This is a genomic window from Methylobacterium frigidaeris (assembly GCF_022179185.1).
Lineage (GTDB): Bacteria > Pseudomonadota > Alphaproteobacteria > Rhizobiales > Beijerinckiaceae > Methylobacterium > Methylobacterium frigidaeris.
The window spans coordinates 1-13,415 of the sequence record NZ_BPQJ01000054.1 but is presented as its reverse complement, the minus strand read 5'-3'; the positions used below and the strand labels follow the sequence as shown (position 1 = coordinate 13,415).

13 protein-coding genes are annotated in these 13,415 nt (G+C 63.0%); 6 read left to right on the top strand and 7 right to left on the bottom strand.

Annotation, left to right across the window (positions count from 1 at the left end; genetic code table 11):
* Nucleotides 1-867: 867 nt before the first annotated feature.
* The 3 genes from MFF64_RS31455 to MFF64_RS31445 form a co-directional block, all read right to left on the bottom strand.
* On the bottom strand, nt 868-1,191 hold the full coding sequence (locus MFF64_RS31455; protein ID WP_238193321.1) for a recombinase family protein: 324 nt from the start codon (nt 1,189-1,191) through the stop codon (nt 868-870).
* Between the two features lie 169 nt (nt 1,192-1,360).
* On the bottom strand, nt 1,361-1,696 hold the full coding sequence (locus MFF64_RS31450) for a hypothetical protein (RefSeq protein ID WP_238193320.1): 336 nt from the start codon (nt 1,694-1,696) through the stop codon (nt 1,361-1,363).
* A gap of 326 nt (nt 1,697-2,022) precedes the next feature.
* Complete coding sequence (locus MFF64_RS31445) at nt 2,023-3,261, bottom strand: MFS transporter (protein ID WP_099902024.1); 1,239 nt, start codon at nt 3,259-3,261, stop codon at nt 2,023-2,025.
* A gap of 478 nt (nt 3,262-3,739) precedes the next feature.
* On the opposite strand from MFF64_RS31445, the gene MFF64_RS31440 reads away from it, so the two are divergent.
* Nucleotides 3,740-4,810 carry an IS630 family transposase gene (locus MFF64_RS31440; protein WP_238193319.1) on the top strand — a complete coding sequence of 357 codons (1,071 nt, stop codon included), beginning with the start codon at nt 3,740-3,742 and terminating at the stop codon, nt 4,808-4,810.
* Nucleotides 4,811-5,163: 353 nt separating this feature from the next.
* Here the strand turns inward: MFF64_RS31440 and MFF64_RS31435 are convergent, their stop codons facing one another.
* The 3 genes from MFF64_RS31435 to MFF64_RS31425 form a co-directional block, all read right to left on the bottom strand.
* A complete protein-coding gene (locus MFF64_RS31435; RefSeq protein ID WP_238193318.1) occupies nt 5,164-5,454 on the bottom strand; it encodes a hypothetical protein in 291 nt (96 codons plus the stop codon).
* 375 nt (nt 5,455-5,829) lie between these two features.
* Complete coding sequence (locus MFF64_RS31430; protein WP_238193317.1) at nt 5,830-6,069, bottom strand: hypothetical protein; 240 nt, start codon at nt 6,067-6,069, stop codon at nt 5,830-5,832.
* Nucleotides 6,070-6,259: 190 nt separating this feature from the next.
* Nucleotides 6,260-6,517, bottom strand: coding sequence for a DUF6894 family protein (locus MFF64_RS31425; protein ID WP_238193316.1), 258 nt, complete (start codon nt 6,515-6,517; stop codon nt 6,260-6,262).
* Nucleotides 6,518-6,729: 212 nt separating this feature from the next.
* Here MFF64_RS31425 and MFF64_RS31420 point away from each other — a divergent pair, with 212 nt between their 5' ends.
* The 5 genes from MFF64_RS31420 to MFF64_RS31400 all read left to right on the top strand — a co-directional run bounded on the left by MFF64_RS31420 (nt 6,730) and on the right by MFF64_RS31400 (nt 13,032).
* Complete coding sequence (locus MFF64_RS31420) at nt 6,730-7,494, top strand: Crp/Fnr family transcriptional regulator (protein ID WP_238193315.1); 765 nt, start codon at nt 6,730-6,732, stop codon at nt 7,492-7,494.
* 66 nt (nt 7,495-7,560) lie between these two features.
* Nucleotides 7,561-10,572: a PAS domain S-box protein gene (locus tag MFF64_RS31415; protein WP_238193336.1), complete on the top strand. Its 3,012-nt coding sequence runs from the start codon at nt 7,561-7,563 to the stop codon at nt 10,570-10,572.
* Between the two features lie 350 nt (nt 10,573-10,922).
* Nucleotides 10,923-11,183 (top strand): hypothetical protein, encoded by a 261-nt coding sequence (locus tag MFF64_RS31410; protein WP_207767950.1) that lies wholly within the window; start codon nt 10,923-10,925, stop codon nt 11,181-11,183.
* 281 nt (nt 11,184-11,464) lie between these two features.
* Entirely contained in the window at nt 11,465-12,583 is a 1,119-nt protein-coding gene (locus MFF64_RS31405; RefSeq protein WP_238193314.1) for a sensor histidine kinase, read from the top strand.
* Nucleotides 12,580-13,032 carry a response regulator gene (locus MFF64_RS31400; RefSeq protein WP_099901019.1) on the top strand — a complete coding sequence of 151 codons (453 nt, stop codon included), beginning with the start codon at nt 12,580-12,582 and terminating at the stop codon, nt 13,030-13,032. The genes MFF64_RS31405 and MFF64_RS31400 overlap by 4 nt, the downstream gene beginning before the upstream one ends.
* Nucleotides 13,033-13,036: 4 nt before the next feature.
* Here MFF64_RS31400 and MFF64_RS31395 read toward each other — a convergent pair whose 3' ends face one another.
* Entirely contained in the window at nt 13,037-13,213 is a 177-nt protein-coding gene (locus MFF64_RS31395; RefSeq protein ID WP_165795613.1) for a hypothetical protein, read from the bottom strand.
* Nucleotides 13,214-13,415 lie beyond the last annotated feature (202 nt).

Below are 13,415 nucleotides of genomic sequence, written 5' to 3'. Positions count from 1 at the left end.
ACCAGACAACGCCCAACCGACCCGATCGTGCCGTTCTGTTAGGCGCTCTAAGTGGCTCCGCTTCCGCGGAGCTCAGCCTTGAGCGTTGGAGTGGCTCGCGGCGGGATGAAGCGCACCGCGGAATCGATTGATGGTGTGCGCCGCTCCGCTTCGGACGTGACCGCCGAGGCGGCTCGCCTGCGTCATGCCATTCAGGAGTTCGTTGCCAGCGTATCGGCGGCCTGAAGGCTACCCAACACGCCTGAATGAGCGCCGCAACAACCCCTCTGTTGCCGCCCATGCGAGCTCGAGCTGATAGTCTCGGGCGCGCACGAGGTATCAAAGCCACACGCAAGGACGAGCTAGCGTCGAGCCTCGCCCGGGTCACAACCGAATATTGATTGGTGAGGCGTTACTGGTGCGTATCGCGCTGAAGTGCTGCGCATTGCGCCGCACCGCCCCGCGAGGAACTACCTTCCAAAATTCACGCCGCCTCTATCGCGTCCACGCTGCGCCAGGGCCGCCATGTGTCAGAACAACGCCAGGGTCGAGCTATAACTCACGGGCACAAAGGGTACGAAGCATGGATGATAATTGCCGGCCGCGCATTGGCGAGCTGGTGTTGAGACTTCTTGTGGAGGAGGGTTGGCATTTGACTGCGCCATACTCGCTCTTATCATGCGTTCTCTCTTCCCGGGTGCTTTTACCTGCAGTTTAGAATGTGCTACTCCTAAAGCCATTGTGCTGGCGATCGCCCCCGCAACCTCGTGCGACAGGCAGACCGGGCCGGTGCAGTCTGAACAGCTTCCTGATGTGTCCTGGCCTGCCACTTGATCAAGCGATCACACCAGCTGGGAAGCCGCGACGACTGCGGTATTTACAGCAGCGTCACTCCTGTCTTGCCCGCTGCTCGACGGGAGTCACTGACGGCCCGGCGAGAGCATCCCCCTCGAAAACCGGGCCGTCATCATGAACGGCTGCCGCGTAAGTGAGAAGCCGGCTGACCTGTACAGGGGTCCAATGGCCACCACGAGGGGCCGGGATATCACGAGCGTTCAGTGCCTTAGCAATGGCCTGTAACGTCGTGGCGCCTCCCCGGATCTCCTCGATGACCGGCGCTAGATCGGCGGCACGTTGCCTGGCTCGCTCCTGGCGCACGCGGATACTGGTTTCCCGACCTTTGACCGTGAACCTGTCGAGCGCCGTCTTCATCCTGCTCACCGTGTTACGAACTCCTCAGCATCGAGCAGGTGGCCCCGATGTAAGCGGTAGGGCGTCAGCGGAGAGGCTATGCTCCTGCGCCGGATGGTCGTTGACGAAGCATTGAATGGTCTCTCGGGGTCAAGAGTAGCGGTCCGAGTCGGACATGCTGAGGGTCGGCTCACGGCGCAACTCGGCTGCTCCGTGGGATCACGCAACGGGTCATCTTGTGAGGACGAGCTTGATGCCGACCCGTTTCAAGGTGGCAGCCGCGCTCAGCGGACAGATCCGAGTGGCTGGCCAAAATGAACGTCGAGCCCATCGGGTCGGCACGGCTCGCGATGATTTCCAACGCCTGGGAACTCGCCGAAAGAGACGCAATAAAGGCGGCAAGTCCTAGAGCCATGGCTCCGAGTACTCCACTCACCAAATCGGCCCACGGCTCAAGCCAATTGATGGTGACCAAGCCGACGATGAACAGCCCGGCAAGGGGCAAATAGGCGAAGGCCGACAACACGAGGCACGACTCTTGTGCGCCACACGGTGAAGAGATGAACGCATTCCTTTGCTTTGGGATCCTACACCAGCAGCCCGCTCGAGCCCTTCTGGCCAGGCTCTCACGCCTCCTCAAGGGTACTGGGTAGGGCACTGTCCGGATTTCGCCCCCAACCCCGCTGTCGCTGGCAGACAGCCTTAACGCGCTCCAGCCAACCTTCTCGCTTCTCAGCCCACGCGGAGCTAAAGCAGAGCGTAGAACCCTTTATTACATCTACAGGTTGAACAGGTTGGAATTGCTCTGTTTTTAGCCCTTCCGTCCTTTGTATGAGCGAGCCTGTCCTGAGCTCAAGCGGGCTGCAGGGATGTAGCCTTGGTCCGCTCGCGCCGCCGGGTGCGGCGACCAGGCTCTGTCGTGGCATCGAGCCAGACAACCAGTGCCAGGGCCACAAGGGCCGGAGCACTGAGTGCCAGGAATGCTCCGGTCCAGCCAACCAGCGATTGTGCAACCCCGCCGTACCAGGCTGACAGCGCGCCTCCGATGCCCTGCACCGCGTTAACGGTGCCGAGCGCTGTTTGTGTCCGACCCGAACTCCAAGTCAGGTCGGTCACGACCACCGGAACGGCGACACCGACGATGCCGGAGGCAACTCCATCCAGGATTTCGGCCGAGATCAACCAGAGTGGGTCGTCGATGAAGGCGGACAGGGCAGCTCGCACCGGCAAAGCCGCAAGTGCCACAAGCAGGAGCTTGCGCCGGCCGCGCTTGTCGGCGAGCGAGCCGGCGAGCAGCGCCACCGGGATCATCACGAGCTGTGCCACCATGACGTAGCGGGCCGTCCAGGCCGTGGCATCGCTCCCGGCCGCGACGAGCTTCTGCCCGAGCAAGGTCAGCATCCCCCCATTGCCGAGGTTGAACAAGGCAAGAGCGAGCGCCAGGACCATGAGCTTGCGGCTGGAGAGGACGCTGCGGGTTTTAGCCCGCTCCGGCTTGTCGTCTGGATCATCCTCCTTCCAGCCGACGGCCCGGCGCCCGTTGTAGCAGTGACCCGGCGTGGTCAGGGTGGCAACGATGGCCAGCACCGCCATAGCCGCGAGCACCCAGAAAGCCACCGCCGGCCCGAGATGCTCGGTGCCGAAGCTGATGAGACCGGCGGCGATCAGGATGCCGAGGTGATTATAGGCTTGGTTGCGACCGTGCTGCTTGGGGAAGCGATCCTTGCCGACGATGCCGAGCGTGAGTTCCGTCACAGCGGGCAGCAGCAGGATCCCGCCAGCTGCTGCGAGCATCTGGGCTGTGAAGACGGTGAGGAACGACTGGGCCGGTAGAACGAGGAGGGTACCACCGAGGATGGCCGTGCAGGCGACCGCAATGAGCAGGCGCGGGCGTCCGACCCGATCAACCAAGGCACCGGCCGGTCCGCTGAGGAAGAGGCCACCGACACCCACCAGCGTCGTCACCAACCCGACGCGGGCCGGTGACCAACCATCGGTCTTGGCGAGCCAAGTACCAAGGAATGGTCCGAGACCACCTTGGATGTCGCCGATGAAGGTGTTGATGAGGCCGAGGTGCGTAGTGGCGAGCATGGTGGCGGTCGATGCGGGGTGAGGAGGCCGCTCGGCACAACGCCTCCCGATCCGCGACAGCCCTGGATTAAACTAAGTTAGTAATCGCACGAGGGCGTGAAACAGTTCCGCTTCTCACAGCCCGCCTAGGAGCCGAGGCTCGCATCTCGACTTGAACTCTGAGGACCAGCTGCTCACCCGAACCGCTGAGCTGAGCGACGAGCCCATGTGGTCCCACTCAAACCAGAAGACCTCCGAGCATGGCGGTTTGCGCCAGGTTGTCGGTGTGCTGTTGAGCGGATGCGGCGTTTACCGAGGGCGTGCTGCCCTCTATAGCGACAGCCCCGATGCGCTCGCACGTGAACCATGTCGCCACCTCCCGAGCCACCTTCCGGTACGTCCCAATGCATGCGGGTGGAACCACTCTCGCCCTTGCGCAGCTAGTGCATTGACGCATTCAGAGGATTCACAAGAGGCGTAAGCCGTGCGAGTCTGAGGCATGGCTCAGACTGTCTGCGTGATCCCCAGCGCCGCCGACCTGGCGCACCTGTCCGCCATCGTCGCCGATCGGGCGCAGCCCCTCAAGCACATCCAGCGCGCCCGCATCGTCCTGCTCTCGGCCGAACGCCTCTCCGTCCTCGACGTCGCCCAGCAGGCCGGCGTCAGCCAGCCGGCCGTCTGGCGCTGGCAACAGCGATACGCCGAAGAAGGCGTCGAGGGACTGTTGCGCGACAAAACCCGCCCGCCCGGCAAGCCGCCTCACTCCACCGACACCGTCGCCGAGGTGCTGGCGCTGACCTGCTCCGAGCCGCCCGGTGAGGTCACCCACTGGACCGGCCGCGCCCTGGCGCAAGCCGTCGGGATCTCCCTGCGTTCGGTCCAGCGCATCTGGGACGCGCACCGCCTCCAGCCGCATCGGGTCCGCAGCTTCAAGCGCTCGAACGATCCGGCCTTCGCCGAGAAGGTCGAGGACATCGTCGGGCTCTACATGGATCCGCCGCGCCACGCCGTCGTGCTCTCGCTCGACGAGAAGAGCCAGATCCAGGCCCTCGAGCGCACCCGCCCAAGCCGACCCGTCACGCCAGGTCGTCCCGAAACCCGGACCCACGATTACGTCTGTCACGGCACCACGACGCTGTTTGCCGCGCTCGACGTGCTGGAGGGCACCGTGATCGGGCGCTGCATGCAGCGTCACCGCCACGACGAGTTCCTGCGCTTCCTCAACACCATCGAGGCGGCGGTGCCGGCCGGCAAAATGATCCACGTGATCCTGGACAACTATGCCACCCACAAGCACCCGAAGGTACGGGCCTGGCTGGCCCGGCATCCGCGCTGGATCTTCCACTTCACCCCGACCTCGGCCTCATGGATGAACGCGGTCGAGGGCTTCTTCTCCGCCCTGACCCGGCGCAGGCTGAAACGGGGCAGCTTCAGCGGGATCGTCGACCTTCAGGCTGCGATCAACCGCTACATTGCCGAGCACAACGGCAGGCCGAAGCCCTTCGTCTGGACCAAGCCGGCCGCCGCCATCCTCGATGCCGTCAACGGCAACGCTGCACCATCCGAATGAGTCAGTGCACTAGCAGTGTCCGCCTGCGTGAAATTGCCGAATGCCTCAATGTACCCATCGATGTATTTTTAGATGAGGCCGCAGAAAACGAGACTGCGGAACTCATCGACTTTCAGCGTCTTTGTGTCAAGCTAAGAACCCCAGATGGTCGTGCCGCTGCAAGGGACGCTCTGCGTCAGATTGTTGATCAATGGGATCGCACCGGGGGGAAATGCTCCTAACTCACAAGTCATGAGCAGCATCTCGACTTTTATTTGTCCATCGTTTGTAGCTCGCATATCTCTCGCCCAAATCCAATTCGCTGCACGTTGAGGTGTGCTATGGGAACTTAGGTATAATGAGTTCTCCAATTATCAGTATCCGTTCGTCACCTCAGCCTCTAACTGCTGGATTGTGGCCAAAATTTCAACGCGGTGGGCGTACCACAGTGCCAGAGTGTCCCACAAAGTCGTAAGTAGCAGCTCGGACTGTTCCGTTGCTCGACCCTCTGCTTTAAGAACCAGAATTCGGATAGTCTGCTCTGTGATCCGCTGTTCGCCCTCGACAATGTCATGCTCTGCTTTAGCAAGAACTGCCCGTTCGTTGGCGAGGCGATCATTGGGTGAGGGCATGGCAGTCATGCTGGATAGCCCAATCTGATCCATCCATGTTCCATCCTATGCCTCTTTCCTGGTAAGCGTGATCATCCTCTCGTCACTTAGTGTACGCTTTGAGCCGTAAGGCTGGCTCACGGAACAAAAGCGGTCTCCACATAGAACGAAAAACGAACAAGGCGACTAACAGTTAAACTGCCAAGCTTGTACGCCACCTGGATCCGGTACGCGTGGTTGCGCTTGACCTCTCGCACCAGTGCGTAGGACAGCAAGCTGACATTTTCCAGTTAGTTCAAACCTACGTGTAACCAGATATAATTTTCTGTTTTTGATAGTGAACTCAGCGTCCAGAGCGCCGCATTGTCAGACCGGTACGCAAAACTCTCTAGTGATCCGGTCTGAGAACGCGACAGTTCGGAGTTCCTGTCAGCCTTCAAGATAGGGCGCCGCTCGCGGTGGAAACCGCTCAATCATGCGCGATCGTTCCCAAACCTCGATGCCGTAGCCGTTGACTAGGCAGCGACCCGCCTGGCGCGCCTCATCATCCGTGAGCACACGCAGGATGTCAGCCCTTTGTACGGCTCCAGAAGGGCCAAGGAAGAACACCCGATAGGTTACCTCACCCGCAGAGGCTGCCGGTGTATCGTAATCCAGAAGGCCGGACATGTGCACAAGCCCTCGCTTCGCAGGTGGTGACCTCAAACGATCAGCCACCATGGTGTGAACACCATCGACCTTAGCCAAATTCGGGCACGGAGTTCAGTATAAAAGTAGACAATCGTGCGCTGATTTATCCGGCACGCGGGCATGTTTTTCCAAACGGCCCCCTTTAGCGGAGCACCGGCCTCAGAATGGATCAACCGCGACGCTTCTGGCGCTCTGGGTAGCAGGTCGCATCCAGGTTCAGGCTGATGGTACAGAGCCGCGTCCCCCACTCATCGCGGACGTAGGCCACGAACGTGCGCTTGCCGTCCTGCGGCGGCGCTTCACGACCGACATCAGGTAGAGCTGCGATCGCCGCATTACGAGCGGCTTCGAGGCTCGGGTACTCCTCCCCCTCATCATCCCGCAGCGACTGGGCGCCGTCCTCATAGTCGATGAAAAATCGTGGCATCGGACCGGGGATCTGGTTAGGGAAGGTTGCGGCTCAGGGCTAAAAACCCTGATGGGACCGAAGGTTGCAAGGCACGGTGAGTAGTGCCAGTTAACCTGCGGCAAACCTATGAAAACAGGCTAATTTCCAGATAATTGTGCACTTGTGCACAGACAGTGCGTCAAGCGTTGCGCTAGGAGGGGGAGTACACCTAACCCTGACCCCTGCCGCTGATGATCCCTGACACCGATCCGCGTTTCAGCGGCAACCTCCTCCTCAAGGCCCTGCGTCCTAAGGACCGCGCGCTTCTCGCGCCCTACCTGGAGCTGAGAGAGTGCCGACGCAGCGAGGTGCTGTTTGAAACCGGCGAGGACGTCTCCTTCATCTCCTTTCCGAGCGGGTCGAGCGTGGCAGCCCTTGTGATCACCATGCGCGACGGACGCACGGTCGAGGTGGCCACCGTCGGCTACGAGGGCGCGATCGGTGGCGTGGTCAGCCAGGGCTCGCTGCCGGCGTTCAGCCGTGCTGTCGTGCAGATCGCCGGACCGATGCTGCGCCTGGAGACCCAGCGCCTGCAGGAGGCAAAGGCCGCCTCGCCGGCGCTGCGCAACCTGTTCACGCGCTACTCCGACTGCCTGCTGGCCCAGGTTCTGCAGTCGGTGGCCTGCAATGCCCTTCACCCGATCGAGGAGCGCTGCGCCCGCTGGATCCTCGGCTTGCAGGATCGGCTTGGCAGTGAGGTGTTGCCGATCACCCACGAGCTGCTGGCCGACCTGCTCGGCGTGCAACGCTCCTACCTGACCCGCACGCTCAAGAGCCTACAGCAGCAGGAGCTGATCCAAGTCCGGCGCGGGCGCATCATCGTATCCAACCGGCCGGCGCTGGAAGCGAAGGCCTGCGAGTGTCACAGGGCCGTCAAGCAGCACTTCGAGACGGTGCTCGGCGCTGTTTACGGCACATCCGGCACGCTGATCGCCCTGCGGCCGGCTGCTAGTTAGGCAGTGTGAGACGTCAAATCGGCTTCCGACATGGAACAAGATCGCGACCTCACGGCTCATCTGGAGATGAGCCAGCCTCATGACCTCTCCGCGGAGCAGATGCGCTTACGCGCGCTCGATCGTTACCAGATCCTCGACACGCCGACCGAGGAGGAGTTCGACGGCATCGCCATGCTGGCGGCTGAAATCTGCGGAACGCCGATCGCCGTGGTCAACCTGATCGGCGACGGGCGGCAGTTCTTTAAGGCTGAAATCGGGCTGGGCGTACGCGAAACCCTCCTTGAAAGCTCGTTCTGCCGCCAGGCCCTTCTGCAGCAGGATTTCCTGTACGTGCCCGATGCCACGCAGGATCCCTGCTTCTCGTGCAATCCGCTGGTGACTGGTTCTCCGGGCTTGCGGTTCTACGCCGGCGCGCTGCTCAAGACCCCTGAAGGCCTACCAATCGGCACCGTCTGCGTGCTCGATACGACGCCCCGCACGCTGAGCGACCGCCAACAGGCGAGCTTGAGGCACTTGGCGCGCCAGACCATGATGCAGCTGGAGCTACGCCGAACCCTGCTCGAGCAGCGCGCCGAGAGGGAACTGCGGGACCGCATTCTGGACAGTGCGACGGATTACGCGATCGTCGCCACCGATCGGCACGGCCGGGTCACCCGCTGGAACGAAGGTGCCGCGCGCATCCTCGGCTGGACCGAAGTCGAAATGCTCGGCCAGCATGTGCAGGCGTTCTTCACCCCGGAGGACCGAGCCGGACACCGGCCTGAGATCGAGATGCGCCTGGCGCTCGAACAAGGTAGCGCACCCGACGAGCGTTGGCACCTGCGCAAAAGTGGCGAGCGGTTCTGGGCCCAGGGCGAGATGATGCCGCTCAAGGCCGGGGACGGCGCGGTCCATGGCTTCTTGAAGATCCTACGCGACCGTACCCAGCAACGCACGCATGCCGCTGAGCGCGATGCCAGCGAGCTTCGCTTCCGGTCGCTTATCGAAGTCAGCCCGCAGGTGGTCTGGTTCGGCGATGTCGCCGGCACCATCACCTACTGCAACGCATATTGGTACGACTACACAGGCCTTCCTCGCGGAGAGACCGGCGAGGCGAGCTGGATGAGCGTGATCCACCCGGAGCACCGAGAGCGAGTCCGCGAAACCTGGCTCTCGGCAGCCCGGTCCGAGAGTCACTACGAGGTTGAGTTCCCGCTGCGTCGGGCGGATGGCGAGTACCGCTGGTTCCTCTCGCGCGGTCAGCCGATGCGGGACGGTGACGGGCAGCTCCTGAGCTGGATCGGCATTTCGCTCGACATTCACGAGCGCAAGCAGGCTGAGGAGCGCTTCCAGGCCCTCACCGAACTCTCGCCAGCGATCATCTGGTTCGGCAACCCGGATGGCGGCCTCAGCTACCTGAACGACCGCTGGTACGAGTACACCGGTCAAACCCCCGAGCAGGCCCTGCCGCTGGGATGGGCCGAGGTCATTCACCCCGACGACCTGCCTAGCCTGCTGGAAGTCTGGGAGAGCGCCCGCACCCGCGGGGTCCTGTACGACACCGAAGCGCGCCTGCGTCGCCATGATGGCATCTACCGCTGGTTCCTGATCCGGGCTGAGCCACTGCGCGACCAAGCAGGTAAGGTCATCGGCTGGCTCGGCAGCGACAGTGACATCCACGACCGGCGCCAGACCGAGGAGGACCTGCGCAAGACGCAGGACCTGCTACGCCTGGCTGCTGAAGCCACCGGCATCGGCATCTTCGACTACAATCTCGTCATAGGTGAGCTCGGCTGGGATGCACGCGTGCGTGCCGTGTTCGGGTTGTCGCCCGACGCGCCGGTCAGCTACGCGACCTTCCTGGCTGGGCTGCACCCCGAGGACCGCGCGCGCGCGGACGAAGCCGTGCAGGCCGCCCTTGATCCGGCTGGGCCGGGTCACTTCGATATCGAGTATCGCACGCTCGGCCTGGAGGATGGTGTCGAGCGCTGGATCGCTGCGAAGGGCCAGGCGATCATCGAGAACGGCCGCACCGTGCGTTTTGTCGGCACCGTGCGGGACATCACCGCGCGGCGACGGGCCGAGCAGGAGCTGCGCGAGACCGAGGAGCGCTACCGGCTCGCATCTAGGGCGACCAACGACGCGATCTGGGATTGGGGTCTGGCCAGCGACCACATCCGCTGGAACGAAGCCGTGCAAACCCTGTTCGGCTATGCCCCCGACGAGGTGGGACCAAGCGGCTCATGGTGGAAGTCGCACATCCATCCCGATGACCGCGAGCGGGTGAAGACCAGCATCTACGCCGTCATCAACGGCGAGAGCGAGCACTGGAGCGACGAGTACCGCTTCCTGCGCGCGGACGGCAGCTACGCCGACATCCTCGATCGCGGGTACGTGCTGCGGGACGAGCGCGGTCGCGGGGTGCGGATGATCGGCGCCATGCTCGACATCACTGCACGGAAGCGGGCCGAGGAGCACCAGCGCCTGCTCACGGGCGAGCTGCAGCACCGGGTGAAGAACACCCTGGCGCTGGTCCAGGCGATCGCCAGCCAGACGCTGCGCGGTGCTACGGACGTTGATGAGATGCGTGAGGCGTTCGCGTCCCGGCTGATCTCGCTCGGGCGGGCGCACGACATCCTGACCCAAGCCAGCTGGACGGCCGCACCGATCGGCGAGGTGGTTGAAGGTGCCCTCAGTGTGCACCGGAACGTCGGCCCGGCGCGCATTCGCGTCAGTGGCCCCAATGTGCTGCTCGCTGCCAAACCGGCGCTGTCGCTGGCGCTCGCCTTGCACGAACTCGCGACCAATGCGGCCAAGTACGGGTCGCTTTCGAACGAGGATGGCATCGTCGAACTGCGTTGGCATGTTGTGCACGCCGCGGATGAGGCCCGCTTCAGTCTGACCTGGTCCGAGCAGGGCGGCCCACCCATTCTGGTCCTGCCGCAGCGCAAAGGCTTCGGCTCGCGGCTGATCGAACGCAGCTTTGCAGCTGAGGTTGGGGGTGAGGTAAAGCTGACCTACGCGCCGACAGGCCTGGTCTGCCGGTTGGAGGCACCGCTGGCGTCGATGCAGGAGCAGCGCAAAGAGGATGCGGCTTAGCTGTTTTGCGGCTTTGGTCTTGAACGCACAGATATGGCCCACGAAGCAGGCCGGGTCGTTCCCTCCGTCGCGGAGACCCGGCCCACCTGTGACGCCAGCCAAGCAGCCAACGGCGGCAGGCGGGTGTGACAGCTAAGCCAATGCCTACAAACCGGAACGGTTCCAACAACATAACGCCCACTGGAGGGTTCGGACCTTAGCGGGCGATCAGTGCTGAGGAAACGACTCGGAACCTGGGACAGAACGCGCGGGTGCGTGCGGCGTTCCGATCTTCCTTCAATGGAACTGTTTCAAAGTAAAACTTGTTCACACGGTTTGGCATCTGCGGGATTATGCGCTAGGCCCACGGCATGGCGCGCCGCGTTAGCTATCAAATCTTTGACATGCCGGACGGTCGGTTTTCGGTCATGGTAACCATCGAGCCGGACAAGGAAATGGTGCGGACGGGTTTCGTGACCCAAGCTGAGGCTGGCGCATGGGTTGAAGGCCTGCGGGACATCATGGCAGCCCTTGGCGCACCTGTGAGCCTCGCTTTTCCCGAATACCCTAGCTCTCTCCCTCTGAACGATGTGCTGTCCTTCATCCGCAGGGCACCCACCGAGGCCGACTGATTGCCCGGTTCATGCTTCAGGACTACCTCATTTTTTACAGTGTTACTGCGTCAGGTCATCCGGTTGGGCCCGTGGCGCGCTAATGGAGGTTGGTGGGTCGGATTGGTCACAGCCCCGTCAACGATCCAGCCTTGCATCAGCGAGTCAGGGAACAACCCCCTTACCTTGGGCATTGCAGACCCTAGGTCTGCGGCAAGCGCTGCCGCTCATGACGCCTACTGCCCGCTGTCTGGCCTACGCCGCGGGTGCCAGACCAACCCGCAAAAAAATGGCTCCTGACCGTGCCGAACTCCCGGCAACCACTGCAATCCACTGCCGAGGCCAGCACGCCGTTGGTAAGCCTGCGGCGTGGCGCCGGCCAGCTGTTCGAGACCGAGCGGCGGCTCAATGCCGTGCTTAACAACGCCTCGGTGTCGATCTTCCTGATAGATGACCGGCAGCACTGCATCTACATGAACCGCGCGGCCGAGCAGCTGACCGGCTGGACGCTTGAAGAAGTGCTGGCGCGAGACTGCCCGCTGCACGACATCGTCCACCACACCTACCCGGACGGGCGACCGTTCCCTCTGGACGAGTGCGCGATCGACCGCGCCTTCCCGGAAAACAACCAGGAGCGCGGTGAGGAGGTGTTTGTCCACCGCGATGGGCATTTCTACCCGGTTGGGTTCACCGCCAGCCCAATCCGCGACGATGCCACCAACATCATCGGCACGATCATCGAGGTGCGTGACATCAGCGAGGAGAAGGCCGCGGCCGAGCGCCAACGCCTGCTGATCAACGAGCTGAACCACCGGGTAAAGAACACCCTCGCCACGGTGCAGTCGATCGCTGCCCAGACGTTCCGGGGACCGCCGGACCCGGCAGCGCGGGGTGTGTTCGACGCGCGCATGGCCGCCTTGTCGACCGCCCACAACGTGCTGGTCGAGGACAACTGGGAAAGCGCCAGCCTGCGCAGCGTGATCGAGCGCGCGCTTGCGCCGCACCTCCTAGCGGAGGTTGACCTTAACCGCTTTCAGCTACAAGGACCGGATGCGCGTCTGCACCCGAAGGTAGCCGTGACTCTGGCCATGGCCTTGCATGAGCTGATGACCAACGCGGCCAAGTACGGAGCCCTGGCGGTCCCTGATGGCCAGGTCATTCTGACCTGGGCCTTGCGCGACCTGGACGACGGGCGCCAGCAGCTCAACCTGCGTTGGGAGGAATGCGGTGGTCCCGCCGTTACGCCGCCGGCGCGCAAGGGGTTCGGTTCGCGGCTGATCGAGCGGCAGCTCCCCATGGAATTTGATGGCAGCGCCGAAATCACCTACGCGCCTGCCGGCGTGATCTGCGAACTGCAGATCCCGCTGACCACTTTGGGCTGGGTCGGCCAGGAGACTATCGAGGGGCGGCAGGCTTCATGACGTTGCTGGTTGGACGTCGGGTTCTGTTGGTTGAGGACGAAAGCCTCGTCGCCATGCTGGCCGAGGACATGCTGGTCGACCTCGGCTGTGAGGTTGTCGTGGCGATGCGCCTCGACAAGGCCCTGGCGCAGGCTCGTACCGGATCGTTCGATCTGGCGGTGCTGGATGTGAACCTCGGCGACGCGCGCAGCTACCCCATCGCGGATCTGCTGTTCGAGCGTCGCACGCCCTTCCTGTTCGCGACCGGATACGGCAGGCAGGGGCTGGAGGAGGCCTACAAGGCGGTTCCGGTGCTGCAGAAGCCTTACCAAGCGGCGCCGCTGGAACACCTGTTGAAGCGCTTGCTCACCGGGGATGCCCAGGCCCGTACGGGCGCTGGTGGAAGCCTCATGGCATGCGCCTGCCATACCCCAGCCGGCCAGCCTATCCGGGCAGATCACTGCCGTTAGGCGATCAGTCCTGCTGCTTGGCTTCGGACAGGCGCACAGTCAGCTGTTCGACCAGGGCAGCAAGCTGCGGATCTTCCGGCATTGGCATTGCCTCGTAGATCCTGCGCAGCTGCCGGCCGAGATGGTGCTCGGTTGGCTGGCTGCGATGCAACGCAAGGCCATCCTGCTGCAGCAGCGCCATTTTGTCCTCGCGAGTCGTGTCTGACATAGGGACCTCTCCCGTGGGGTCAGACACGGATCAATGACCAAGCCCAGCGCCGTGTTGCAGTTCGTTCTCTCAAACTGTGCCGTTATGCTTAGTGGTCTGAGTTAGAGATCTGTGTGCAGGAGCGTCCGACACTGGCCAGGATCGCGTCGGCTGACTTGGTCCAAACGAATGGCTT

What these genes read in the sequence shown, in the direction of transcription:
- MFF64_RS31455 (WP_238193321.1), bottom strand. Translation starts at nt 1,191, where the DNA reads ATGAAGACGGCGCTCGACAGGTTCACGGTCAAAGGTCGGGAAACCAGT.
- MFF64_RS31445 (WP_099902024.1), bottom strand. Translation starts at nt 3,261, where the DNA reads ATGCTCGCCACTACGCACCTCGGCCTCATCAACACCTTCATCGGCGAC.
- MFF64_RS31440 (WP_238193319.1), top strand. Translation starts at nt 3,740, where the DNA reads ATGGCTCAGACTGTCTGCGTGATCCCCAGCGCCGCCGACCTGGCGCAC.
- MFF64_RS31435 (WP_238193318.1), bottom strand. Translation starts at nt 5,454, where the DNA reads ATGGATCAGATTGGGCTATCCAGCATGACTGCCATGCCCTCACCCAAT.
- MFF64_RS31430 (WP_238193317.1), bottom strand. Translation starts at nt 6,069, where the DNA reads ATGTCCGGCCTTCTGGATTACGATACACCGGCAGCCTCTGCGGGTGAG.
- MFF64_RS31425 (WP_238193316.1), bottom strand. Translation starts at nt 6,517, where the DNA reads ATGCCACGATTTTTCATCGACTATGAGGACGGCGCCCAGTCGCTGCGG.
- MFF64_RS31420 (WP_238193315.1), top strand. Translation starts at nt 6,730, where the DNA reads ATGATCCCTGACACCGATCCGCGTTTCAGCGGCAACCTCCTCCTCAAG.
- MFF64_RS31415 (WP_238193336.1), top strand. Translation starts at nt 7,561, where the DNA reads ATGAGCCAGCCTCATGACCTCTCCGCGGAGCAGATGCGCTTACGCGCG.
- MFF64_RS31410 (WP_207767950.1), top strand. Translation starts at nt 10,923, where the DNA reads ATGGCGCGCCGCGTTAGCTATCAAATCTTTGACATGCCGGACGGTCGG.
- MFF64_RS31400 (WP_099901019.1), top strand. Translation starts at nt 12,580, where the DNA reads ATGACGTTGCTGGTTGGACGTCGGGTTCTGTTGGTTGAGGACGAAAGC.
- MFF64_RS31395 (WP_165795613.1), bottom strand. Translation starts at nt 13,213, where the DNA reads ATGGCGCTGCTGCAGCAGGATGGCCTTGCGTTGCATCGCAGCCAGCCA.